Consider the following 22,864-nt stretch of genomic DNA (forward strand, 5'->3'; position numbering starts at 1 on the left):
CGGCTCAGGCTGGGCGATGCGCGACATCGGGGTGAAGACGATCGAGATGATCGAGGAACAGTGTCAGCGTCGTCCACAGCACGCGTTCGGTATCCGTCTGCAAAGCGGGGGCGCCAACGCCGAACGTATCGGCCAGCGCATGCGTGCGGTCGCGATCGAGCAGCGTCGCGAGATCCATCGCCGGCGCGAGGCGCCCGCGCTTCGGGCCGCGCACGAGACGCTCCGGCAGGTTCAGGCGCGCACCGAGCTCGCGCAGGCACCGCTTGTCCGGGTCGGGCGCGAGGCTCGTCAGATGCGCGACGACGGCGGCGTCGACGAACGGCGGATGCAGGTCGACCGACGCCTCGTCGAACAACGCGTGGCACAGCGGCAGATAGTTGGCCGACCGGTCGCGGCGCAACACCTGATCCGCGCCGTCACCGGTAATCGCCACCTCGACGCCGTCCGCCGCCATCGCGTCGGCCAGCAGCAGTTTCGCGACCGGATGCAGGTTGAACATCGGCTCCTCGACCGCATACGTCGTTCTCGGCAGCGCCGCGATGAAATCGGCCTCGTTCGCGCGCACGATCTTCACGCTCGCCTGCATCTGCGCGGCGAGTTCGAGCGCCGCGTCGCGTTCGCAGTAATCGGGCATGTCGGTCGCGAGGATGTAGGCCGTCACGTGCCGCAGCGCGCCCAGTTCGCGCAGCAACGCGAGCAGCAGCGCCGAATCGAGCCCGCCGCTCAGCGCCAGCGCAACCCGCTTGCCGCTGTCGAGCACACGTTGCAGCGACGCGCGCAGCACGGTGTCGAGATCGGCAGGCTGCGGCCGCTCGGGCGCCGGCTGCGCCGTCAGCCCTTGCGGCGACCGGATCAGGGCGTGGCCGGGCGGCACCGCGCGCACGTCGCGCAGCACGGTGCGGCCGACGAGGCGCTCGCCGCTCAGGTAGCCCGCGATGGCAGCCGTATCCGGCGCGCCGGCCGGTTGCCCCGCCGCCCGCAATACGGCGCGGATGCCGGACGCCGACACGCCACTGCGCGGATGGTAGTGCAGACGATCGAAACCGAACGGGTCGCGCGTGCCGACGATCATGGATAACGAGCCTTCAAGGTGTCCACTTCAATGCGTTTGAGGACGCGATGCGGCGCCACCGGTGCGCTGCCGCCCTGGCAATGCAGGCACGCTTCGAGCGGCGTCTCGCGTTGCAGATAGGCAAGCATCGCGTCGAGCATGCCCGCGTCGTCGCGCAGCGCCAGGCCGTCGGCCTGGAAATCCTTCTCGCCCTTGTACAGCGTATGGAAATGCGCGGGCCGCGTGCACGTGTAGAACATGCCGTCGCGAATCATATGGCAGCGCTCGCGAATCCAGCAATCGTGATACAGGCGCCGGGCTTCGTCGCGATCCGTGCCGGGCTGCGCGCGGTTCATCGTCGTGAACACGTCCTGCACCTTCCAGTTCAGCCGCACGTCGAAGCGCGCGGCCTGACGCTCGACATGCGCGATCAGGTCGGCGGAAAGCGCGGGTTTCGGATAGCGCGAGATCGTCAGCGCATCCACTGCCTGCCAGAACGCGTCGGGCATCTCGCCGAGCTTCAGGCCGTTCGTCGTGACCGAGATCACGGGCGCGATGCCGGTGCCGCGCACGCGTTCGACGAGCTCGACGAGCGCCGGATGCAGCAACGGTTCGCCGCCGACCAGCTTGAACATGCGCGGGCGGAGCACCTTCGCGGCCTTGCGCAAATCGGCTTCGATCGATTCGGGGCTCGCGTACCACTCCGGCAACAGCGGTGACAGCGAGCAGCATTCCGCGCAGGTCAGATTGCAGTGATCGACGATATGCGCTTCCAGCGAGCGCGTCTGGACGCGCCCGTCCTCGACGCGGTAATCGCGATCCAGCGGCGGCGGAAACACGTGCTGCCGCTCGCCGGCTTGCGGCGGATTCGGAATCTTGTTCGGGTTCGCACTCACATCAGCTTCCTGTTTCCACGCAACGGGAAAAGAAATCTATCAGAAGGCCACGCGCGTCCGCCATCGCGGACGCCATCGTCACCGCGCCGTTCAGGTGCGACGCGAAGCGCGACGGATCGTCGAGCCAGCCCTGCACGATCCACAGCTTGAGCGCGTGCTGCACGCATGCGGCATCGACCGCCCATGCGATGTGCGCCGGGTTCACCGGCCGCACGCGTCGGTACGCGCGTACGAATGCTTGCGCGAGGTGCGGCGCTTCCAGCGGCAAATGATTCAGGCAGCGCACCAGTTCGTATTCGCGCGGCGCGCCGATCGACGCTTCCCAGTCGACGATCAACGGCGGCAGCGTGCCCGTGAACAGATAGTTGAACTGGTTGTAGTCGTTGTGGATCGGATGCTGCGGATCGTCGGCCGGAAACGCATCGACGCTGCCGGGATAGTAGCGGTCGAGCAGGCGCAGCGCGAGATCGACGTAGCGGCGCAGGTTCGCGGAGGCAGCGGCGTTCGCATCGGCTCGATCGAGTGCGTCCAGCAAATTGCGGCGTACCGCATCCGCATCGATCGAGGTCAGCCGCGCGCCGATCGTATCGAGCGACGGCAGATGCAGTCGTTCGACGCTCACGTGCAACGCGGCCAGGCTCGCACCGAGCGCATCCCATTCGGCTGGCGAGAACGTATCGTAGGTCTTGAATTGCCCGGCTTCCCAGCGCGTCAGCATCGCATGGGAATTTTGTCCCGACCAAAGCGATTCGCCGGACGTCGTGCGCTTCAGCGTCTGCACATGGAAACGGGTATCGCCGTGCGTTTCGAGATGCGTGAGGACGGCGGTTTCCTTGAGCGCGCGCGCATGGTGTTCAAGCGCATAGAGCTTGACCGCCACGCCCGTGCCGCTGTTGGTCGGCAAATGCCATACCCGTTCGCTGACCTGCGTCGGCGGCCCGCCGCGACCGAACCCGTAGGCGTCGCGAATCTCGTCGAAGGTGACGGCGAGCGCATCCATTCAGATGTGCTCGGCCGGCCCGTGCCGATACGGGTGACCGGTCAGGAACGTGTTGTGTCCGACGTAGCGCAGCTTGTACATCGCCGGCCGGAACAACACCGACGGAGCGTTGTTCGCGATGCCGAGCAGCGGGTACAGGTCATGTCGCACGAAGAACGCGTTGTTGCCCATGTCGTCGCAGCAGACGAGCTCATAGCCTTTCCGGCGGCCGAGGTGCACGAGCGATTCGAGGCTCGCGCCGTAATAGGTCGAACCGTCCCATTCGTGGTCCGGATTGAAGCACATGACCCAGCGCTCGGGCGGCGTGTAGTACGGGTTGTATTCGATCACGACGATGCGCGGCTGGAACGCCTGCAGGCCGCGCCACACCCAGTAGTCGTTGCCGTCGATGTCGATCGACAGCAGGTCGAAGTCGGTCGGTACGTTCGCATCGGCGAGCAATTGATCGACCGTATCGGGTTGGACGCGATCGTGATGCAGGCGCACGCGCTCCACACCCGCGTAGTGGGCGGCGAGCTTGCCGAACCGGTATGCGCTGCCTTCCACCAGTACGCCGGCCCAATCCTGTTCGCGCAGCAATCGCGCGGTATTGCTGTTGCGCAGGCCGTCGCTCGCGCCGATGTCGACGCAGAAACGGTTGGTCGGCACGATCCGCTCCATCAGGCGGGACAGGATGCCCTCCTCGGTGCCCTGCGCGTACAGGCTGGGCGCAAGGCCGGACAGGTCGAGCGGGCGAGGATGGTCCTGCATCGAAGGCGGCTCCGGGGCGAAATGGGGAATGATGGGGGTATTGGGTGGGTAATTTACCTGAAGTCGATTCAGCAGAGGAAACTGGAATGCGCGGCGCGGACGGTTTTGCCGCGGCGACATGAAAAAGCCCGCAGCGACATGGCTGTCGATGCGGGCCTGTAGCGCTTCCGGCGGTTCGCTCCGTGCGGCGATGCCTAAGCTCGACTCACGGCCGGAGGAAACCTGAGGACACTTACTCCTGCCCCTGACTCGTCAGGAACTCCTCGTAATTCCCGCCGAAGTCGAACAGCGTGCCGTCCGTCTTCACTTCGATGATCCGGTTCGCCAGCCCGCTCACGAACTCGCGGTCGTGCGACACGAAGATCAGCGTGCCTTCGAACTGCTCGAGCGCGATCTGCAGCGACTCGATCGATTCCATGTCCATGTGGTTGGTCGGCTCGTCCATCAGCAGCACGTTGTGGCGGCCCAGCATCAGCTTGCCCCAGATCATGCGGCCCTTCTCGCCGCCCGACAGCACCTTCACCGACTTCTTGATGTCGTCCGACGAGAACAGCAGGCGGCCCAGCGTGCCGCGCACCATCGTTTCGTCGTCGCCGTCCTTGCGGTACTGGTCGATCCAGTCCATCAGCGTGATGTCGTTCGGGAATTCCTCGTACGTGTCCTGCGGCATGTAGCCGACATTCGCGTTCTCGGACCACTTCACCGTGCCGTGATCGAGCGGCAGCGCGCCGAGCAGCGAACGCAGCAGCGTCGTCTTGCCCGCGCCGTTCTCGCCGATGATCGCGATGCGCTCGCCCGGCTGCACCGACAGGTTGAAGTTCTGGAAGATCGTGCGCTCGTACTTCTTCGTGATCTCTTCGGCGACCACCGCGACGTTGTGCAGCTTCTTCTCGAACTCGAAGCGGATGAACGGGTTCTGGCGCGACGACGGCTTGAATTCCTCGATCTTGATCTTGTCGATCTGCTTCGCGCGGCTGGTGGCCTGACGCGCCTTCGACTTGTTCGCCGAGAAGCGGCGCACGAAGTCCTGCAGTTCGGCCACGCGCTCCTTCGCCCGTGCGTTCGCCGCGGCCTGGCGCTCGCGCGCCTGTGCCGATGCGAGCATGTAGTCGTCGTAGTTGCCCGGCCAGACCTTCAGCGTGCCGAAGTCCATGTCGGCCATGTGCGTGCACACCGAGTTCAGGAAGTGACGATCGTGCGAGATGATGATCATCGTCGAGTTGTACTCGTTGAGCGTGTGCTCGAGCCAACGGATCGAGTTGATGTCGAGGTTGTTGGTCGGTTCGTCGAGCAGCAGCACGTCCGGCTTCGAGAACAGCGCTTGGGCGAGCAGCACGCGCAGCTTCCAGCCCGGCGCGACGTCGGCCATCGTGCCGTTGTGGAACTTCTCCTCGATGCCGATGCCGAGCAGCAGCGCACCCGCGCGCGCTTCGGCGTCGTAGCCGCCGTATTCGGCGAACTTGCCTTCGAGTTCGGCCGCGTGCATGTAGTCGTCGTCGGTCGCTTCCGGGTTCGCGTAGATCGCGTCACGCTCGGTCATCGCGGCCCACATCTCGGTGTGGCCCATCATCACGACGTCGAGCACGCGCACGTCTTCGTACGCGAACTGGTCCTGGCGCAGCTTGCCCAGGCGGACGTTCGGCTCCAGCGCGACGTTGCCGGCGCTCGGCTCGAGGTCGCCGCCGAGGATCTTCATGAAGGTCGACTTGCCACAGCCGTTCGCGCCGATCAGACCGTAGCGGTTGCCCTCGCCGAATTTGACCGAGATATTCTCGAACAAGGGCTTCGGCCCGAATTGCATCGTGATGTTGGCAGTAGAAAGCACGGCAGGTCCCGTTAAGAGAGAAATCGACGGAAAACCGTGTATTTTAGCAGGTGTCGGAGAAACTGCCGACCGCCCCGGCCCGGCGGCCCATTCGCGGCTCTCGCACCCGCCGCCGGGCGGCCCGTCAACATGACGGCACGCGTCTCACCGCCGTCTCACCGGAACGCCGCATGCTCGCCAGCCAGCTTCGCGAACAACTCGTCGGCGCATGGCGCCTCGTGTCGTACGAAATCCGCCCGCGCGACGGGAGTACCGTCACCTATCCGCTCGGCCGCGACGCGCGCGGCTGGATTCTCTACACGCCCGACGGCTACATGTCCGCGCAGCTGATGGCGGCCGGCCGCCCGCCCTACGCGGACGGCGACCTGCAGGGCGGCAGCATCGAGGAGCGCGCGGCCGCGGCGCACGGCTACATCGCGTATTCAGGCCCCTTCAACGTCGACGACGACGGCACGTTGACCCATGAAATGGACGTCAGCCTGTATCCGAACTGGATCGGCAACGTCCAGCAGCGTGTCGTCAGCCTGGACGGCGACCGGCTGCAGCTCGGCACCGCCGGACCGGTGCGGATCGCCGGCCGGGAGGTCGAACCGGTGATCGTCTGGGCGCGCGCCCGCCGCTGAGCACAGCGCGGCCGACGCCCGGCCAGGCGCGGCAACGACGCCAAGCCCGCCCGGCAGCGCATGCCGCTCTCGCGGCTGCGCGTCACTTGCCGGCTTTCTTGGCCGCCTTCTGCGCCGCCGGCGCCTTCATCTGCCCGAACAGTTCCGAGCACGGCACGTCGCGGTTGTTGCTCGGCGCGATCAGCGGGATCAGCGCCGCGAACGGGTTGACCAGCCCGAGCCCGACCATCGCGCCGGCGCGCAGCGCGAGCGCGCCCGCATCGACGCCGACCTTCGGGTTCTTGAACGTGCCCTTCGCATACAACGGCGAGCGCAGCGAGAAGATCCGGAAGCCCTTCGTGTGCGGATGGATCTTCAGGTCCAGCGATTCGTCGCGCAGGTTGATCGGGCCGTCGACGTTGATCAGCGCATCGTCGGTATCGAGCGCGAACACCTTCGGGTCGAGCATGCCGTCGTTCGCCACAAAGTCGATCGCCGCGCAGTTGATGTTGACGTCGCGGTTGCCGAACAGCTTCTCGTAGACGACGTTCGCGACGTTCAACCCCGCCGCCTCCATCAGCAAGCGGCTGATGCGGCCGTTGGTGATCAGCGCCTTCACCTCGCCGGTCGACGTCCCGGCGAGCGCGGCCGGCGAATTGCCGGTCGCCGACAGCGACGCGTCGCCGTTGATCTCGCCGAGCGCCGTTTGCATCACCTTCTGCGTCGGGAACAGTTGCTTGAGCTTCAGGTGGCGTGCGCTCAGCGTGAAGCGCCCCTTGAGCGGCGTGCGGCTGCCGTCGAGACGCGCGTTCGTCGCGAGCGTGCCGCCCGCCACGCCGAACTGCAGCGGCTCGAGCGTCAGCACGCCGTCCTGCAGCAGGATATGCGTGTACAGGTCGGTGATCGGCAACTGCGGGCTCTTGATCAGCTTGCGGCCGGTGAACTTCACGTCCGCATCGATCGCGCTCCACCGTTCGGTGCGGAACGCCGCGACCGGCAGCACGCGGTCGGGCGGCTGGCGCGTCGTGTCGCCACGCTTCTTCTTGCTCGCGGCCGAATCGGCGCCGATCACCGGCGCGAGGTCGGAGAACTGCAGCAGGTTCGACACGAGTTCGCCCGACAGCTTCGGACGCGGCTCGCGCTGCGCCCACGTGAGCGTGCCGCCGAGATCGCTGCCGCCCACCCGGCCGTTGAAGTTCTCGTAGCGGAACGTGCTCGCGTTCGGCTTGAGGTTGCCGATCAAGCGCCCTTCGGTCGCGTAAGGCGGCGTATCGGGCAGCGTGATGCCGGTGAGCTGGTAAAGGTGCGACATCGACGTGCCCTGCAGCCACAGCCGCAGGTCGAGCGCCGCGAGATGCGTCGGGTCGGTCAGCGTGCCGACGATCGCGAGCCGCGTATCGCCGGCCTTCACGTCGGCCTGCAGCGGGAACGGCCGCGTCGTGTCCTGGATCGCGAGCACGCCGCCGACCTTGCCGGTGCCGCTGATCGGCACGTTCTTGTAGCGACCGTCGAACTTGAGTCCGAATGCATAGGTCGGCCCGGACGGCTTCGCGGGCGCCGCGGCTCCGCTCGCGCCGGACGCGGTGGAGGCCGCCGACGCGGAAGACGCGGACGAAGCGGATGCACCCGACGAACCGGAAGCCGCCGAAGCAACGACGCTCGCAGCCGCCCCCCCCGAGGCCGCAGCCGCACTCGCCCCCGACGCGGCTTGCGCATCGGCCTTCGCGCCCAGTTGCGCGGCGCCGTGCTTGCCCACGCGCTGCGCCGACGCCGCACGCGACGTCTGCTCCTGTTCCTTCAGCACGTCGCCGAGCGGAATCGGCTGGCCAAGCGTATCGATCGCGACGGTCAGGTCGGCCTTCGTGATTGCGTCGCGATACGTGACGGTGCCTTTCGCGAACCCGAAGCTGTCGAGCCGCACCTTCCACCGCGAAGGCTGCGACGATTGCTTGAACTGGAAGGTCCACGTATTGCTGCCGTCCGCGCGCCGTTCGAGATCCACGGCGGGATTGACGACGTCGATCGACGGGATGACGATCTCATGCGCAAACAGCGGCAGGATTGCGAGATCGAAGTGCGCGGCATCGAGCGTGACGAACTTGGGCGCCTGTGCCCAGTCGGGATTGCCGATCTCGAGTTGCGTGGCCGAGAAGCTCGGCCAGGGCACCCATGCACGCCAGCCGGTCTCGCCATCGGGGCGACGCCAGCCGACCTTGAGATCGCCGTTGATCGCAAACGGGCGACCGAGCGCGGTACTCACCTGTTCGTTGACCCACGGTTTCGCGCGGTTCCAGTCGAACGTGACAATAAAGATGCCGGCCGCCGCGATGAGCACCGCGACGATACCGACGATCCATGCAGCCGATTTGCCGATGGCTCGGGTTAGCGTCATGGCGGTTCCGTTGTTGTTCTGAAGCGTTGCCGCACCATGCCGGGCCGCTAGCGTGGACGAACGGCGCACGACAACTGCGGCTTTTCACTCGGTATTATGGCGCACGACATGGCGGCCTTTCGGCGCCATTAACGCTTTTTTTCACTTTTGCCATGACCTCTCCCACCGGCCTCATCGACGCACAGCACATCACGCGGCGCGACGCCAGCAGCGGCAAGACGCTGCTCGCCCCGACCGATTTCAGCCTCGCCGCGGGATCGCGAATTGCTATCACCGGACCATCCGGATCGGGCAAGAGCGTGCTGCTGCGCGCGCTCGCGCTGCTCGATCCGCTCGACGGCGGTCACGTCCTGTGGCGCGGCCGCCGGATCCGGCGCAGCGCGATTCCGCGCTATCGGCGCAGCATCGCCTATGTCCGCCAGCGCCCCGCGCAGATGGACGGCACCGTCGAATCGCAGTTGCGCTACCCGTACTCGCTCGCGATCTATCGCGACGTCGCGTTCGATCGCGCCCGCGCCGAAGCGCTCGCCGCGCAGGCCGGCCGCGGCGCCGATTTTCTCGACAAGCGCGCGAGCGACCTGTCCGGCGGCGAAGCGCAGATCACCGCGCTGCTACGCGTGCTGCAGCTCGATCCCGACGTGCTGCTGCTCGACGAGCCGACCTCCGCGCTCGATCCCGAATCGGCGCGCGCGATCGAAGCGCTCGTCGAGGCATGGTTCGACGCGGCGCCCGATGCCCGCGCCTACATGTGGATCTCGCACGATCCGGCCCAGGCCGCGCGAATCGGCACGATGCGGCTCGTGATGCAGGCCGGCGTCCTGCATGCGGCCAACCCGACGGAGGCGCAATGAGCCCGGCCCTGCAGGATCTGAGCCTCGTCGACGTCGGCATCGCCGCCGCGCTCGTCGCCGTCAACGGCGCGATCTCGGCGGCGCTGTCGCTCGGCCTCGGCCGCAAGCTCGCGCTCGCGGCGGTGCGCACCGTCGTGCAGTTGCTCGCGATCGGCTACGTGCTCGGCTGGGTGTTCGGCCATCCGCACTGGTACGTCGTGCTGCCGCTCACCGCGCTGATGACGCTGATCGCCGGTTTCGCCGGCGCGGGGCGCGGCAAGCGCACGTACCGCGGCCAGCGCATCGACAGCATCGCGTCGATCTGGTTCAGCAGCTGGTTCGTCGCGGCGGTCGGGCTGTTCGTCGTGATCCGCATCCATCCGTGGTTCGCGCCGCAATACGCGATCCCGATTCTCGGGATGATTCTCGGCAATACGCTGACGGGCGTGTCGCTCGGCGTCGAGCGGATGATGGAAGAACTCACGGCGCGCCGCGATCGCGTCGAGACCGCGCTCGCACTGGGCGCGACGCGCTGGGAAGCCGCGCAGGACGCCGCGCGCCAGGCCGTGCGGGCGGGCATGCTGCCGACGCTGAACCAGATGGCGGTGGTCGGCGTCGTGAGCCTGCCGGGGATGATGACGGGCCAGGTGCTGGCCGGCCAGTCGCCGCTGCAGGCCGTGCGCTACCAGATCGTGATCATGTTCCTGATCGCGGCGGCCTCGGCGCTGGGCACCGTCGGCGCGGTGCTGATGACCTATCGCCGGCTGTTCTCCGCCGATCACCGCTTTCTCGCGTCGCGGCTCGAAGAGCGCGCGCACTGACGCGCGGCGGCGGCACATCGGGCAACCGGCGCGATCAATGCGCGCGGCGTCGCTTGCCGATTGCCTGTCGAAGGGCGGCCGCGATATCCGCGTCGGGCGCGAGCCGTCGACCGATGCGACGAGCCGCACCGCGCGCGGCGTCGTCACATAGGCCTGCGCGCCGACGTAGCCGCCGCTGCGGGCCAAGCGCGGAATGTCGTGACGGAAAGGAAAGGATGCGGGCGAGCATAACGTGACATCCGCAGACGTCACGCATCGCCTCTGCACGGTCGGCGCACCATGCCGCGAAACGGGTGGCGCAAGCGCATTGCAACGGCGGCGCCGCACGACGCGCTCGCGTGCGGCCCTGCCCGGCCGCCCACCGAACCGGTTGCGCGCGCACCGGACGAAACGCCGGCCCGCGCGCGCCGCTCAATGCTTGATCGACACCGTCACCTTGGTGCCTTCGCTCATCGTCACGGCCTTCGACCCGCCGTTGGTCGGAATCGACACCCACTTCACCTGGCTCACCGACACGACGTCCGGACACTGCAGCGACTTGCCGCCGGCCGTCACGCTGCGCGTGCCCTTCGGCGCGGCCGCCTGGAAGCTCAACTGCACGTTCGCGATACCCTTCGCGTCGACCGACGGCGCGAGCCGCACCTGGGTCTGCCGCACCATCGCGCCGTTCGCGTCGCGCGGCAGGTTGTCGGCGTTCGGGCAACCGTCCGGCATCGCGACCGCACCGCTCGGCGGTACCGACTTCCAGTTGAAATCGTCCGTCTCGCCCGAGCGGATCTTGCGGGTCTCCTGCGTATTGCCGAAGGTCTTCGAGTCGACCTTGACGGTGTATTCGAGCTGTCCCGTCCCGCCGCCCTTCAGGCTGCCCTTGACCGGCGGCGCCGCGAATACGCTCGCGCTGACGCACGCCGCCGCGAACACGACCGACCACGATGCGGCGACCGACAAGCTGCGTTGGCTCATGCTGACCTCCTTGTCAAGCGACGGCACGCGCGTGCCGCGCGGTTTTAGATGCATGATGCGTTGCCAGTCTACCGCCAAGCAGGATGCAATGCGCCGCAAACGCATCGGGTGTTACCCCGCTTGCGTTCGCGGCGCCGTCACCTTATCGACGCGCGTTGCCGGCTCAGAAGCCGCTCAGCACGAGCTTGCCGATCGCACGGCCGCCCTCGAGCATTCGATGCGCGCGCCGCACGTTCTCGGCATTGATCGTGCCGAGCTGTTCGCCGAGCGTCGTGCGCAGCGTGCCGGCGTCGATCAGCCGCGCGACTTCGCCGAGGATCTTGTGCTGCTCGATCATGTCCGGCGTCTCGAACATCGCGCGCGTGAACATGAATTCCCAGTGAAACGCGGCGCTCTTCGCCTTCAGCAATTCGACCGGCACCGGCTTCGCGTTCTCGACGATCGTGCAGATACCGCCCTGCGGCCGGATGACTTCCGCGGCGGCCGGGAAATGATGGTCGGTATCGTTGAAGATCAGCACGTAGTCGACGCTCGGATGGCCGGCCTCGCGCAACTGCGCCGGCAGGTCGCCGAAATGGTCGACCACCGCATCCGCGCCCAGCGTGCGCACCCATTCGGCCGATGCCGGCCGCGACGCGGTCGCGATCACGTGCAGCTTGCCGAGCGTCTTCGCGAGCTGGATCGCGATCGAGCCCACGCCGCCCGCGCCGCCGATGATCAGCACCGACTTGCCGGCGTCCGCGCCCTGCGGCGACACGCGCAACCGATCGAACAGCGCTTCCCACGCGGTCAACGCGGTGAGCGGCAGCGCGGCCGCCGCCGCGAAGTCGAGCGTGCGCGGCTTCAGCGCGGCGATTCGCTCGTCGACCGCGTGGAATTCGCTGTTCGCGCCGGGCCGCGTGATGCTGCCCGCGTAGAACACTTCGTCGCCGGGCCGGAACAGCGTGACGTCGGCGCCGACCGCGACGACCGTGCCGGCCGCATCCCAGCCGAGCACGCGCGACGTCTCCTCGACCTGTGGCTTCGGCGCACGCACCTTGGTGTCGACCGGGTTCACGGAAATCGCCTCGACTTTCACGAGCAGGTCGCGCGGGCCCGGCACCGGCTGCGGCAGTTCCACGTCGAGCAACGCTTGCGGGTCGTCGATCGGCAAATAACGGGTCAATCCAACGGCTTTCATCTCGATACTCCTTTCAGGGGGATCCGGCAGGCTGCGGCGCAACCTCCATGCGTGCCATCGTAGGCAACCCGATCATTCGAGAAAACCGCTATATTTCCTGAAACATTTTCAGGAATTTCAGAATAATGACGTCCGATCCCGAGGCTGGTCCGATTCCCGCGCCCGACAAGCCGCTCGACCTGCTCGACGTCGCGCTGTTCGTGCGCGCGGCGCTGCTCGCGAACGTCAGCGCGGCCGCGCGCGAATTCGGCGTGTCGGCCGCGGTCGCGAGCGCGCGCATCGCCCAGCTCGAACGCCAGCTCGGCGCGCGGTTGCTGCACCGCACCACGCGCCGCATCAGCCTTACGCAGGACGGCGAAATCTTCATGGCACGCGCGGACGCGCTGCTCGCGGCCGCCGACGCGGCGCGTGCGTCAGTCGGTCGCGGTCGCAACGAGCCGTACGGGCGGCTGAAGGTGTCGATGTCGTCGTCGTTCGGACGCCAGCACGTCGCGCCGGTGATTCCGGCGTTCCTGCGCCGCTACCCGTCCGTGTCGCTCGATCTGCGGCTGTCCGACGAGATCGTCGATCTGGTCGACGACGGCTACGACGTCGCGGTCCGTCTCGGCGCGCTGAAGGATTCGACGCTCGTCGCCCGCAAGCTCGCCACCAACCGGCGCGTGCTGTGCTGCTCGCCCGCCTATCTCGCCGAACACGGCACGCCGCGCCATCCGGCCGACCTGACGCAGCACGAATGCGTGATCCTCGGCGACCAGCGCGACTGGTCGTTCGCGACGCCGCAAGGCGCGCTCACGGTGCGGGTCGGCGGCCGGCTCGTCGCGAGCAACGGCGAGGCGATCCGCGAAGCGCTCGTCGACGGCTTCGGGATCGCGATCAAGTCGACCTGGGACGTCGGCCCGCTGCTCGCGAGCGGCGCGCTCGTCACCGTGCTCGACGACTACCCGTTCGCGGACGACGTCGCGATCTGGGCCGTCTATCCGAGCCGCGCGCACGTGCCGCTGAAAACGCTCGCGTTCATCGCGTTCCTGGCCGAGCATTTCGGCGATCCGCCGTACTGGGATCGCGCAAACGGGTGACCACCGCCATCCCGCGCACGGTTTCGCGCCCGCGCCGGCCGCCACGCGCGGCCAACCGGCTACAATGGCGCGTTCGCGACGCACTGGCCCGCCGCCGCACGGGGCCCGCGCGCGCAGGCGGCCGCCCGTGGGCCGCGCACGTCATTCATTCGCTTCCCAACCACTCGTCATGACCCACAATCTCGTCATCCAGAGTCTTGCGCCGCTGTCGGACGCCCATCACAAACCGCTGCTCGCGCTGTCGCGCGGCACCCGCGTCGTGCAGACCGACGATCACGCGCTGCGCATCGAAAACGCGAGCCCGGCGCAACGCCTCGACATCGATGCGTACTGCGGCACGCACGCGCTCGACTTCGGCTTCGTCGAGGCCGGCCGCACGCTCGGCGATTTCGGGCTCGCGGTGATGGACATGGATTCGACGCTGATCACGATCGAATGCATCGACGAGATCGCCGATTTCTGCGGGCTGAAAACGCAGGTCGCGGAGATCACCGAAGCGGCGATGCGCGGCGAGATCCGCGATTTCAACGAAAGCCTCACGCGCCGCGTCGCGCTGCTGGCCGGGCTCGACGCGCACGCGCTCGAGCGCGTGTACGAAGAACGGCTGCAACTGTCGCCGGGCGCCGAAACGATGCTGGCCGGCGTGAAGGCCGCCGGCATGAAGACGCTGCTGGTGTCGGGCGGCTTCACGTTCTTCACCGAGCGGCTGAAAGCCCGCCTCGGCCTCGACTACGCGCATGCGAACACGCTGGAGATCGTCGACGGCAAGCTTACCGGCAAGGTGCTGGGCGAGATCGTCAACGCCGACGTGAAGGCGCGCCTGCTGCGCGATACCTGCGCGTCGCTCGGCCTCGAGCCGAGCCGCGCGATCGCGATGGGCGACGGCTCGAACGACCTGAAGATGATGGCGGAAGCCGGGCTGTCGGTCGCGTTCCACGCGAAGCCCGTCGTGCGCGATGCGGCCACCGTCGCATTCGACCATGTCGGCCTCGACGGGCTGTTGCGCCTGTTCTGATCCCCCGGCACCGTCAATGAAAACGCCGGCGCGATATCGCATCGCGCCGGCGTTTCGTTTTTGTGCCGGACGTTGCCGGCGTGCGATCAGCCGAGCGTGGCCTGCATCGCCCGCTCGATGTCCGCGCGCAAGTCCGCTTCGTCCTCGAGACCCACGTAGAAACGCACCAGCGTGCCGCGATGCGGCCAGTCCGGACGCATCGACGCGACGTCGTAAGGCATCGCGAGGCTGCACGCGCCGCCCCAACTCCAGCCGATCGCGAACAGCTCGAGCGACTCGACGAAACGGTCGATCTGCTCCGCGCTGTAGCGTGCGTCGAACACCACCGAGAACAACCCGCCCGCGCCCGTGAAATCGCGCATGAACGACGCGTGCCCCGGGCAGTCGGCGATCTGCGGGTGCAGCACCGTCGCGATCTCCGGCCGCCCCTTCAGCCATCGCGCGAGCGCAAGCGCGCTCTTGCTATGCGCATCGAAGCGCACCTGCATGCTCGGCAGGCTGCGCAGCACGAGCGAGCAATCGTCGGCCGACACGCCGATCCCGCAGCGCATCCGCGCGAGCTTCAGCTTTGCGTGCAGTTCCGCGTTCGCGGTGATCGTCGCGCCCATCAGCACGTCGCTGCCGCCAGACTGGTACTTGGTCAGCGCCTGCACCGAAATGTCGACGCCGTGAGCGAACGGCTTGAACGCGAGCCCCGCCGAGAAGGTGTTGTCGATCGCGGTGACGATGCCGCGCGCCTTCGCGGCCGCCGTGATCGCCTGCACGTCGGGCACCTCCATCGTCACCGAGCCCGGCGCCTCGAGCCAGACCAGCCGCGTGTTCGGCTGGATCAGCTCGGCGATGCCGGCGCCGATCAGCGGATCGTAGAAGCGCACGGTGATGCCGAAATCGTTCGCGAGCCAGTGGCCGAAATCGGCGTTCGGGCCGTACACGTTATGCGGAACCAGTACGTCGTCGCCCGCTTTCACGATCCCGAAGTAGACGTTCATGATCGCCGCGAGGCCCGACGGCTGAAGCAGCGCGTGCGTGCCGCCTTCGATCTCGGCGAGCCGCTGCGCGAGCGCGAGCGACGTGGGCGTCGCGTGCAGCCCGTAGCGCCACTGATTGTCGTCGTGCCAGACCAGCGCGCGCATCGTCGCGAGATCGGGGAACACGACCGTCGACGCGCGCGCGACCGGCGGCACGAACGAACGGAAGCCTTCCGGAATGACGTCGTCGGGTTGAACGATGCGGGTTTGCAGCGCGCGCTTGGGAGTGGATGCAGTCATGACTGGGGGGCCGGGCACGCGGCCGTTCGGTTGCGGAATATGTCGTTAGAGTAGCCAAAATCGGCGCGCTTGGCCCGGTACAATGCGCGCCGCGCGCACCGAGCCAGCACGCGCTCAGTCGTCGGTACGCAGGTTGACGACGCCGCCCACCGTCTCGATTTCCTGCACGCGGCCGTCGCGCACCTGCAGCGCCGCGCGCTTGCCCGGCGCCAGACGCAGCACGACCGGCTGCGGGTCCGATTCGTCCGAATTCATCCGGTCGGCCTTCAGGTCGCCCGTCGCGTCGAAGCGGCCGATCCACACGCCGGTGATGTTCGTGCCGTCGTTCGACTCCTCGATCTCGAGCGTATCGCCGTCGCGGTCGCCCGCGAGCAGCACGACTTCGCCCGTGTCGGCGAACTGGTATTCGCCGTGCACGCCTTCCTCGTCGGTCTTCGGGCCGAGGTGCACGACGATCGGCCGATCGCCGAGCGTGCCTTCGTAGCGCGGCAGGCGGGCAAACTCCGGATTCGGCTTCAGCGGCCGCGCCGGCGCCGGTTCGCCCTGCTGCACGCCCGGCGCGACCGCCTGCGCGGCGACCCCCGTCGGCATCGCGATGCTTGCCACCAGCGCGCCCGCGACGACGAGCGCCCGTTGCCATTCCGAATATCGACCCACCGTGTGTTGCTCCTTGCTTCAGATTCGCCCGACCATCGCGGACCGTGCCGGGCCGGACCCGGTTCCTGCATGACCGCGCAAGCCTGCGCCGCGGATGCGCGGGGCTTGCGCGTTTCGCGTCAGCCCTGCATCAGGCGTTCCACCGCATCGCGACGCGGAATCGGCGCGACCGCACCGTAACCGGTCGTCGACAGCGCCGCCGCCGCGTTCGCATAACGCGCGGCCGCGAACGGATCGTCGCCCGCGACGATCCGCGCGACGAACGCGCCGCCGAAGCAGTCGCCCGCGCCAGTGGCGTCGACGGCCTCGACCGCGAAGCCCGGCACGACGCGCCGTTCGTGCGGCGTCGCGACATACGCGCCGTCCTTGCCGAGCTTCAACGCGACGACCTGCGGCCCGTGTTCGAGCATCGCGTCGACGATCGCGTCGCGATCGTTCGCGCCGGTGAGCGCCGTGACGTCGTCCCAGCTCGGCAGGCAGATGTCCGTCTGCCGCAGCGCCTCGCGCATCACCGCACGGGCACGCGGCAGCGGCCACAGCTTCAGCCGCAGGTTCGTGTCGAAGCTGACCTTCGCGCCGTTGCGACGCGCATGGTCGATCGCCGCGAACGCCGCGTCGCACGCGGCCGTGCTGATCGCCAGACTGATGCCCGACAGGTGCACGGCCCGCGCGGCCGCGAGCGCGTCGAGCGGCAAGTCGGCCGTCGCGTAGCGGCTCGCCGCCGACCCCGCGCGCAGATAGTCGAACTGATGGCCATCGGCGCCGTGCGTGACGAAATACACGCCGGTCGGCGCCGAGCGGTCGATCCGCACGTACGTCGCGTCTACCTGCTCCGACGCCCACATGTCGGCCAGCAGACGGCCGAACGGATCGTCGCCGATCGCCGACACGAAGCCCGTCGACGCGCCCTGGCGCGCCGCCGCGATGCAGAAGTTCGACGTGTCGCCGCCGAAGCCCTGCAGGTATTCAGGCCGTCCCGGCTGTGACTGGTTGAATTCGATCATCGCCTCGCCGAGCGCGAGGATCTCCGGGAATCCAGCGGCCATCGCTTATACCTCGCCCCACAGATCGTGGCCGTCGGCGCCCGTGATCTTCACGGACACGAAATCGCCGACCTTGTAGCGCTTCGATGCCTTCGCCGCCGGCTCGACGTAGACGACGCCGTCGATCTCCGGCGCATCGGCTGCCGTACGGCCGATGCCGCCTTCCGCGCCGACTTCGTCGATCAGCACCTTGAGCGTCTTGCCGACCTTGCGCTGCATGCGGTTCGCCGACACTTCCTCCGCCACTTCCATGAAGCGCGCGCGACGTTCCTCGCGAACCTCGTCCGGCAGCGCGCCGTCCAGGTCGTTCGCGGTCGCGCCCTCGACCGGCGAATACGCGAAACAGCCGACGCGATCGAGTTCCGCCTCGCGGATGAAGTCGAGCAGCGTTTCGAACTGTTCCTCCGTCTCGCCGGGGAAACCCGCGATGAACGTGCTGCGGATCGTCAGGTCCGGGCAGATCTCGCGCCACTTCTGCACGCGCTCGAGCACCTTCTCGGCGTTCGCCGGCCGCTTCATGCGCTTCAGCACTTCCGGGTGCGCGTGCTGGAACGGCACGTCGAGATACGGCAGCACGTGGCCCTTGAACGGGCCTTCGGCCATCAGCGGAATCACTTCGTCGACGCTCGGATACGGATACACGTAGTGCAGGCGCACCCACGCGCCGTACTGCGCGGCGAGTTCGCCGAGCGCGGCGACCAGGTCGGTCATGCGCGTCTTGATCGGCTTGCCGTTCCAGAAGCCCGTGCGGTACTTCACGTCGACGCCGTATGCGCTCGTGTCCTGCGAGATCACGAGCAGTTCCTTCACGCCCGACTTGAACAGGTTCTCGGCTTCCAGCATCACTTCGGCGACCGGGCGCGATACCAGATCACCGCGCATCGACGGGATGATGCAGAACGTGCAACGGTGGTTGCAGCCTTCGGAGATCTTCAGGTATGCGTAGTGGCGCGGCGTGAGCTTGATGCCGGCCGCGGGCACGAGGTCGACGAACGGGTCGTGCGGCTTCGGCAGGTGCGAATGCACGGCCTGCATCACTTCGCCCACCGCGTGCGGGCCGGTGACGGCGAGCACTTTCGGATGGACTTCCTCGATCAGGTTCGAGCCGCTCGCGCTCGACTTCGCGCCGAGGCAGCCGGTGACGATCACCTTGCCGTTTTCGGTCAGCGCTTCGCCGATCGCGTCGAGGCTTTCCTGCACGGCTTCGTCGATGAAGCCGCAGGTATTCACGACGACGAGGTCGGCGCCGTCGTAGCTGCCGGAGATTTCATAACCTTCGGCGCGCAGTTGCGTGATGATTTGTTCGGAATCGACGAGCGCCTTCGGGCACCCGAGGGATACGAACCCTACTTTGGGGGACTGGGACATCTGGAATGTGGGGCGTGGCAGCAAAAGCGTGAGTTTACAGCCATTTAGGGGCGGCGAGCCAAAATGAATGACAGGCCTGCGGTTGCGGGAACCGGCGCCTTCGCCCCCCGCCCGGCCGTGCGCGGGACAGCCTCTATGCCGCATGCCGTGACGACCGAACGCAAGCCCGTGCAATGGGTAATCGCACTCAAGCCACCGGACCCCAATACCCTCTGTGAAAACCGCACCGGTTCCCGCCGTGCTGGCAAGTGCAAGCCCAATATCGGGCTTTGCCGCTTCAGCCGATCATACGGAATTCAAATGACGTGGACATGTAATCGAGTGTAATGGATGTGCCGCGCGGGGGAAGTTATGTTTTTCGTGTGCGAGATTGCGTACGTCATGCCGTGAACCCGAAGGTCGCGAATCAAATTGAGTCAATCACGGTTTTTCGGCCAACGCTCCACGACAGTCACCGGCCTTGCAGACAAATCGCGCGCCCCCTTCGACCCGCGGTAGCAATTCACTCGAGGAAACGAAATGTACAAGCAACCCAACATTGACGCCGGCATTCGGGAAATCACCTTGCTCGCGGTGATTAATGCGGAAAAAGTGATTGAAGAGGCGCAGGGCAGAACGTCCATGGTCAAAACCGCCCCTGTCCAGATCGGAATCATCAATACCTGCTGTGCGACGACCCTTACCGCCGCTCCAACAATCAAGGCGCGTGGAATATCGAATTCGCACTATACAAGCTCGACGCAGACGGGGAGACGCAAAGCCTTCACAGCTACTACGAATGGGATCCGACAATTACCACGTTGGCGCTGTAAATAGAAACCCGAGAGGCTGGGCGACGGGTGCCTGCTTCGTCAAAGTGAGCACCCGTGAATGACGCCTTCCGGTGCATCCCGCCGCATCGTTCAGCGCACACGCCCCCCCCGGAGAGTGAAGTTGCGGTCAAGCGTATCGCACAAAAATCGGCACGGATTCGCGGCGCCGCTATGCGAAAATCGAAGCCATCGCTCTCTTCCCTCCACTCAACGGGGCTCGCATGACCACCCACATCACGATCGAATTCACCGAACACGCGGCAGAAGCCATCGGTGAGCAAACCAGCACCAGCTTTTCCTACGACCAGGGTGCCCACGTGCCGCAACCCGGCGACTTCGTCGAGCTCGAAAATTCCCGGCAGACGTTTCTCGTGATCGGCCGCGTGTTTTCGCTCAAGGCCAACTACAGCGCGGTCAAGCTCGTTCTCGATCTGCCGCCGCCGGATGGCGAAAACGGATTCGATCCGGCGTGACGCCTCCAATTCCGTGACGAAATCGCAAGAAGTCCACCGAAGCAGGCCCGTACTCGATCCGATGTTCACTTCGGATACATCGTCAGGCACCGGTTGAACCAGACCGCCTCGTCGCCATCGGCGATCAGGCCGAACTCCGTATGGAGTTGCGGCCGGCCGGTTGTCGGCGCAGACGCATGACTATCGCTATCGACCGCACTCACCGCGCGATACTGACAAATCGCATACGAAACGTGTCCGCCGCGCGCATCGCCCGTGAATATGCCCCTTTGCAGCATCGGCTGCCAGCCTCAATACCGGATGCCATTACTCAAAAAATCCGGCCAAGCAAATAAAAAATAGAGAAATAAATAAAAATAATCGATAAATTTATTTATTCTCAGCCCCCCCGATCTTCGCCTGACCGCACAATACAATTCATCAGAATAATTTATAACACTCAACAATCAATAAAAACCATTTCCAAATCCGCCACCCTCATCCAAAACCCGATCAACCTCCGATATATTTCACGTCACTCAGACATCGGCGCCCATTCGGCCAGCCAATACTGAACCGTGCATGACCCGCATCACAACCCCAGCAATCCACTCATTCATCAAGGAAAGACCATGAGAAAACTTGCGGCCACCGTCGCTTCCGTCATGATGCTTGCCGCCTCCTCGTATGCGTCCGCGGAATCGCTTTGCAAGGCAGGCAAGATCGACAAGATCGAAACCGATACGAGCGGCAATCTCCTCGTATCCATCAACGATGGCATTTACTCGTTCAGCGCCAAGGAAGTGTTCCCGATCATCTACTCGGCATTTTCCGAAAATAGAAATCTGTTTATTTACGGAAATAATTGCGCGAACGGATCGGCGGCAGGCCGCTTCGCGGTTCGATAAGCCGGCCGAAAATCCGGCCATCGGCTTTTTTTACAATCGGCGATTTATCTGATGTTCGGCCGACCGGGCTTTGCCGGTCGGCCTTGTGCGTTTTAATCTGCACCGATGTGCGACGGCACGACAACGCCCATGTCCGCGCGGGCAATGCCACCGTGCGGACAATCGTTCCGCGACGCGGCCGGTTGCCGTCCCGCACGGGACGTCCCACACGATGCCGGTGCGACACTTTGCGCGCCCACACCGGATCGCCGCTTACTTCTTCTCCGGCTCCGACGATCCCGGCTGCTTGAACGGGAACGTGCTGAACATCGACTTCGCCTGGTTCTGCATCTGCTCCTGCATCTGCACGAACATGTTCTTCGACTGCTCGATGTAGCTCGTCATCATCCCCTGCATCATCGGGGCCTGCATGTTCATGAACTGTGACCAGACTTCCGGGTTCATCGCGTTACCTTCGTAGAGGTTCTTCGATTGATCCGCGAGCTTGTTCTGGATGTCGATGAATGCCTGGATGTTCTTTTCCAGGTACGTGCCCATCATGCCCTGCATCGCATGACCGTAGAAACGGATGATCTGCGACAGCATCGACGACGAGAACATCGGCACGCCACCGCTTTCCTCTTCGAGAATGATCTGCAGGAGGATGCTGCGCGTCAGGTCTTCGTTGGATTTCGCATCGACGACCTTGAAGTCCTCCTGCTCGAGCACGAGCTGCTTCACGTCGGTCAGCGTAATGTACGTGCTTGTCTCGGTATCGTAGAGCCGGCGGTTCGGGTACTTCTTGATGAGCCGTTCGGCCGTCTTCTTTGTAGTAGTCATGTAACGCCTTTGAGTGCAGCGTAGCGCAAGTGACGAATCCCCGCCGCCCGAATTCGGGAGGCGGGGGCCTTCGGAAACGCCCGGCTGCGCGGCCATCCGGCCCGCGCAGCCCGGACGCTCAGCCCATGTGCAGGCCGCCGTTCAGCGAGAAGTCGGCGCCCGTCGCGAAACCGGAATCGTTCGACGCGAGCCAGGCGACGATCGAACCGATTTCCTCCGGCCCGCCGAGACGCCGCACCGGGATCGTCGCGACGATCTTCTCGAGCACGTCCGGACGGATCGCCTTCACCATGTCGGTACCGATGTAGCCCGGCGACACGGTGTTGACCGTCACGCCCTTCGTCGCGACTTCCTGCGCGAGCGACATCGTGAAGCCGTGAATGCCGGCCTTCGCGGTCGAATAGTTCGTCTGGCCGAATTGCCCCTTCTGGCCGTTCACCGACGAAATGTTGATGATGCGGCCCCAGCCACGTTCGACCATGCCGTCGATCACCTGCTTCGTCACGTTGAACAGGCTCGTCAGGTTGGTGTCGATCACGGCCGTCCAGTCTTCATGCGTCATCTTGCGGAACACGACGTCGCGCGTGATGCCCGCGTTGTTGACCAGCACGTCGATCTCGCCGACTTCGGCCTTGACCTTGTCGAACGCTTCCTTGGTCGAGTCCCAGTCGCCGACGTTGCCTTCCGACGCGATGAAGTCGTAGCCGAGCGCCTTCTGGTCCTCGAGCCATTTCACCCGGCGCGGCGAGTTCGGGCCACAACCTGCAACCACCTTGAAGCCGTCTTTCGACAGGCGCTGGCAGATGCTGGTGCCGATGCCGCCCATCCCGCCCGTTACGTACGCAATTCGCTGAGACATAAATCTCACTCCATTTTTTGGTTTCGAGAGCTGCCTGAAGCCCCCTCTGACTTCACGTGACGCCGGCCGAAGCCGCAATCGGCCGGCGCACGGATCCGGTTCGCCAGTGGCGAACGGCCGGTTACGGAGGGCCGGTTACGGACGCTCGACCGCGAGCGCGACGCCCATCCCGCCGCCGATGCACAGCGACGCCAGCCCGCGCTTCGCATCGCGCTTGGCCATCTCGTGCAGCAGCGTCACCAGGATCCGGCAGCCCGACGCGCCGATCGGATGGCCG

At 66.0% G+C, this 22,864-nt stretch carries 23 protein-coding genes and 1 pseudogene; 8 read left to right on the forward strand and 16 right to left on the reverse strand.

Translation table 11 applies throughout. The features are described 5' to 3' along the window. Positions 1-4: 4 nt before the first annotated feature. The 5 genes from QZM72_RS30395 to QZM72_RS30415 all read right to left on the reverse strand — a co-directional run bounded on the left by QZM72_RS30395 (position 5) and on the right by QZM72_RS30415 (position 5,522). Positions 5-1,072, reverse strand: a complete 1,068-nt coding sequence (locus QZM72_RS30395; RefSeq protein ID WP_089467540.1) for an asparagine synthase-related protein — start codon at positions 1,070-1,072, stop codon at positions 5-7. Further along, entirely contained in the window at positions 1,069-1,947 is an 879-nt protein-coding gene (locus QZM72_RS30400) for a 4Fe-4S cluster-binding domain-containing protein (RefSeq protein ID WP_089467541.1), read from the reverse strand. The genes QZM72_RS30395 and QZM72_RS30400 overlap by 4 nt, the downstream gene beginning before the upstream one ends. Position 1,948: 1 nt before the next feature. Next, positions 1,949-2,947, reverse strand: a complete 999-nt coding sequence (locus QZM72_RS30405) for a phosphotransferase enzyme family protein (protein WP_301739912.1) — start codon at positions 2,945-2,947, stop codon at positions 1,949-1,951. Next, the gene (locus tag QZM72_RS30410; RefSeq protein ID WP_089467543.1) at positions 2,948-3,697 is read right to left on the reverse strand and encodes an FkbM family methyltransferase; all 750 of its coding nucleotides are present in this window, start codon (positions 3,695-3,697) and stop codon (positions 2,948-2,950) included. It lies immediately after the preceding gene. Between the two features lie 232 nt (positions 3,698-3,929). Next, positions 3,930-5,522: an ABC-F family ATPase gene (locus QZM72_RS30415; RefSeq protein WP_006485248.1), complete on the reverse strand. Its 1,593-nt coding sequence runs from the start codon at positions 5,520-5,522 to the stop codon at positions 3,930-3,932. 170 nt (positions 5,523-5,692) lie between these two features. Here QZM72_RS30415 and QZM72_RS30420 point away from each other — a divergent pair, with 170 nt between their 5' ends. Beyond that, a complete protein-coding gene (locus QZM72_RS30420) occupies positions 5,693-6,145 on the forward strand; it encodes a lipocalin-like domain-containing protein (RefSeq protein WP_089467544.1) in 453 nt (150 codons plus the stop codon). 82 nt (positions 6,146-6,227) lie between these two features. Here QZM72_RS30420 and QZM72_RS30425 read toward each other — a convergent pair whose 3' ends face one another. Next, the gene (locus QZM72_RS30425; RefSeq protein WP_301739913.1) at positions 6,228-8,516 is read right to left on the reverse strand and encodes an AsmA family protein; all 2,289 of its coding nucleotides are present in this window, start codon (positions 8,514-8,516) and stop codon (positions 6,228-6,230) included. Between the two features lie 152 nt (positions 8,517-8,668). On the opposite strand from QZM72_RS30425, the gene QZM72_RS30430 reads away from it, so the two are divergent. Continuing rightward, positions 8,669-9,367, forward strand: coding sequence for an ATP-binding cassette domain-containing protein (locus tag QZM72_RS30430; protein WP_089467546.1), 699 nt, complete (start codon positions 8,669-8,671; stop codon positions 9,365-9,367). Then, positions 9,364-10,167, forward strand: a complete 804-nt coding sequence (fetB, locus tag QZM72_RS30435; protein ID WP_089467547.1) for an iron export ABC transporter permease subunit FetB — start codon at positions 9,364-9,366, stop codon at positions 10,165-10,167. Before QZM72_RS30430 ends, fetB begins: the two co-directional genes overlap by 4 nt. Before the next feature lie 411 nt (positions 10,168-10,578). Here fetB and QZM72_RS30440 read toward each other — a convergent pair whose 3' ends face one another. Further along, a complete protein-coding gene (locus tag QZM72_RS30440) occupies positions 10,579-11,130 on the reverse strand; it encodes a DUF6013 family protein (RefSeq protein WP_089467967.1) in 552 nt (183 codons plus the stop codon). Positions 11,131-11,293: 163 nt separating this feature from the next. Then, positions 11,294-12,310 (reverse strand): zinc-binding alcohol dehydrogenase family protein, encoded by a 1,017-nt coding sequence (locus tag QZM72_RS30445; protein WP_301739914.1) that lies wholly within the window; start codon positions 12,308-12,310, stop codon positions 11,294-11,296. A gap of 125 nt (positions 12,311-12,435) precedes the next feature. Between QZM72_RS30445 and QZM72_RS30450 the strand changes: the two genes are divergently transcribed. Together QZM72_RS30450 and serB are read left to right on the forward strand one after the other, a co-directional pair. Continuing rightward, positions 12,436-13,386 carry a LysR family transcriptional regulator gene (locus QZM72_RS30450; protein ID WP_089467549.1) on the forward strand — a complete coding sequence of 317 codons (951 nt, stop codon included), beginning with the start codon at positions 12,436-12,438 and terminating at the stop codon, positions 13,384-13,386. A gap of 169 nt (positions 13,387-13,555) precedes the next feature. Continuing rightward, the gene (gene serB, locus QZM72_RS30455) at positions 13,556-14,401 is read left to right on the forward strand and encodes a phosphoserine phosphatase SerB (protein WP_089467550.1); all 846 of its coding nucleotides are present in this window, start codon (positions 13,556-13,558) and stop codon (positions 14,399-14,401) included. Between the two features lie 86 nt (positions 14,402-14,487). Here the strand turns inward: serB and QZM72_RS30460 are convergent, their stop codons facing one another. From QZM72_RS30460 to rimO, 4 genes are all read right to left on the reverse strand, one after another. Then, positions 14,488-15,669 carry a cystathionine beta-lyase gene (locus QZM72_RS30460; RefSeq protein WP_301739915.1) on the reverse strand — a complete coding sequence of 394 codons (1,182 nt, stop codon included), beginning with the start codon at positions 15,667-15,669 and terminating at the stop codon, positions 14,488-14,490. A 114-nt stretch (positions 15,670-15,783) separates the two neighbouring features. Then, positions 15,784-16,326, reverse strand: a complete 543-nt coding sequence (locus QZM72_RS30465; protein WP_089467552.1) for a hypothetical protein — start codon at positions 16,324-16,326, stop codon at positions 15,784-15,786. Between the two features lie 119 nt (positions 16,327-16,445). Then, entirely contained in the window at positions 16,446-17,372 is a 927-nt protein-coding gene (locus QZM72_RS30470) for a sugar kinase (RefSeq protein ID WP_089467553.1), read from the reverse strand. A 3-nt stretch (positions 17,373-17,375) separates the two neighbouring features. Next, a complete protein-coding gene (gene rimO, locus QZM72_RS30475; RefSeq protein ID WP_089467554.1) occupies positions 17,376-18,737 on the reverse strand; it encodes a 30S ribosomal protein S12 methylthiotransferase RimO in 1,362 nt (453 codons plus the stop codon). 713 nt (positions 18,738-19,450) lie between these two features. Between rimO and QZM72_RS35720 the strand changes: the two genes are divergently transcribed. Together QZM72_RS35720 and QZM72_RS30485 are read left to right on the forward strand one after the other, a co-directional pair. Next, the gene (locus QZM72_RS35720) at positions 19,451-19,549 is read left to right on the forward strand and encodes an AidA/PixA family protein (RefSeq protein ID WP_367620045.1); all 99 of its coding nucleotides are present in this window, start codon (positions 19,451-19,453) and stop codon (positions 19,547-19,549) included. A 221-nt stretch (positions 19,550-19,770) separates the two neighbouring features. Further along, entirely contained in the window at positions 19,771-20,022 is a 252-nt protein-coding gene (locus QZM72_RS30485; protein ID WP_089467555.1) for a hypothetical protein, read from the forward strand. A 65-nt stretch (positions 20,023-20,087) separates the two neighbouring features. Here the strand turns inward: QZM72_RS30485 and QZM72_RS30490 are convergent, their stop codons facing one another. Further along, entirely contained in the window at positions 20,088-20,300 is a 213-nt protein-coding gene (locus tag QZM72_RS30490) for a hypothetical protein (RefSeq protein ID WP_089467556.1), read from the reverse strand. Between the two features lie 333 nt (positions 20,301-20,633). Here QZM72_RS30490 and QZM72_RS30495 point away from each other — a divergent pair, with 333 nt between their 5' ends. Beyond that, complete coding sequence (locus QZM72_RS30495; RefSeq protein ID WP_301739916.1) at positions 20,634-20,909, forward strand: hypothetical protein; 276 nt, start codon at positions 20,634-20,636, stop codon at positions 20,907-20,909. A 252-nt stretch (positions 20,910-21,161) separates the two neighbouring features. Here the strand turns inward: QZM72_RS30495 and phaR are convergent, their stop codons facing one another. The 3 genes and pseudogenes from phaR to QZM72_RS30510 all read right to left on the reverse strand — a co-directional run. Then, on the reverse strand, positions 21,162-21,728 hold the full coding sequence (phaR, locus tag QZM72_RS30500) for a polyhydroxyalkanoate synthesis repressor PhaR (protein ID WP_089467558.1): 567 nt from the start codon (positions 21,726-21,728) through the stop codon (positions 21,162-21,164). A gap of 118 nt (positions 21,729-21,846) precedes the next feature. Further along, complete coding sequence (locus QZM72_RS30505; protein WP_006491801.1) at positions 21,847-22,587, reverse strand: 3-ketoacyl-ACP reductase; 741 nt, start codon at positions 22,585-22,587, stop codon at positions 21,847-21,849. Between the two features lie 135 nt (positions 22,588-22,722). After that, positions 22,723-22,864: pseudogene (locus QZM72_RS30510) on the reverse strand (acetyl-CoA C-acetyltransferase); the annotation flags it as partial.

Source organism: Burkholderia sp. AU45388 (assembly GCF_030481585.1).
Classification (GTDB): Bacteria; Pseudomonadota; Gammaproteobacteria; order Burkholderiales; family Burkholderiaceae; genus Burkholderia; species Burkholderia sola.

Coding starts and splice junctions, on each gene's coding strand:
- QZM72_RS30395 (WP_089467540.1), bottom strand. CDS start 1,072: ATGATCGTCGGCACGCGCGACCCGTTCGGTTTCGATCGTCTGCACTAC.
- QZM72_RS30405 (WP_301739912.1), bottom strand. CDS start 2,947: ATGGATGCGCTCGCCGTCACCTTCGACGAGATTCGCGACGCCTACGGG.
- QZM72_RS30410 (WP_089467543.1), bottom strand. CDS start 3,697: ATGCAGGACCATCCTCGCCCGCTCGACCTGTCCGGCCTTGCGCCCAGC.
- QZM72_RS30420 (WP_089467544.1), top strand. CDS start 5,693: ATGCTCGCCAGCCAGCTTCGCGAACAACTCGTCGGCGCATGGCGCCTC.
- QZM72_RS30425 (WP_301739913.1), bottom strand. CDS start 8,516: ATGACGCTAACCCGAGCCATCGGCAAATCGGCTGCATGGATCGTCGGT.
- QZM72_RS30430 (WP_089467546.1), top strand. CDS start 8,669: ATGACCTCTCCCACCGGCCTCATCGACGCACAGCACATCACGCGGCGC.
- fetB (WP_089467547.1), top strand. CDS start 9,364: ATGAGCCCGGCCCTGCAGGATCTGAGCCTCGTCGACGTCGGCATCGCC.
- QZM72_RS30440 (WP_089467967.1), bottom strand. CDS start 11,130: ATGAGCCAACGCAGCTTGTCGGTCGCCGCATCGTGGTCGGTCGTGTTC.
- QZM72_RS30445 (WP_301739914.1), bottom strand. CDS start 12,310: ATGAAAGCCGTTGGATTGACCCGTTATTTGCCGATCGACGACCCGCAA.
- QZM72_RS30450 (WP_089467549.1), top strand. CDS start 12,436: ATGACGTCCGATCCCGAGGCTGGTCCGATTCCCGCGCCCGACAAGCCG.
- serB (WP_089467550.1), top strand. CDS start 13,556: ATGACCCACAATCTCGTCATCCAGAGTCTTGCGCCGCTGTCGGACGCC.
- QZM72_RS30460 (WP_301739915.1), bottom strand. CDS start 15,669: ATGACTGCATCCACTCCCAAGCGCGCGCTGCAAACCCGCATCGTTCAA.
- QZM72_RS30470 (WP_089467553.1), bottom strand. CDS start 17,372: ATGGCCGCTGGATTCCCGGAGATCCTCGCGCTCGGCGAGGCGATGATC.
- rimO (WP_089467554.1), bottom strand. CDS start 18,737: ATGTCCCAGTCCCCCAAAGTAGGGTTCGTATCCCTCGGGTGCCCGAAG.
- QZM72_RS30485 (WP_089467555.1), top strand. CDS start 19,771: ATGACCACCCACATCACGATCGAATTCACCGAACACGCGGCAGAAGCC.
- QZM72_RS30490 (WP_089467556.1), bottom strand. CDS start 20,300: ATGCTGCAAAGGGGCATATTCACGGGCGATGCGCGCGGCGGACACGTT.
- QZM72_RS30495 (WP_301739916.1), top strand. CDS start 20,634: ATGAGAAAACTTGCGGCCACCGTCGCTTCCGTCATGATGCTTGCCGCC.
- phaR (WP_089467558.1), bottom strand. CDS start 21,728: ATGACTACTACAAAGAAGACGGCCGAACGGCTCATCAAGAAGTACCCG.
- QZM72_RS30505 (WP_006491801.1), bottom strand. CDS start 22,587: ATGTCTCAGCGAATTGCGTACGTAACGGGCGGGATGGGCGGCATCGGC.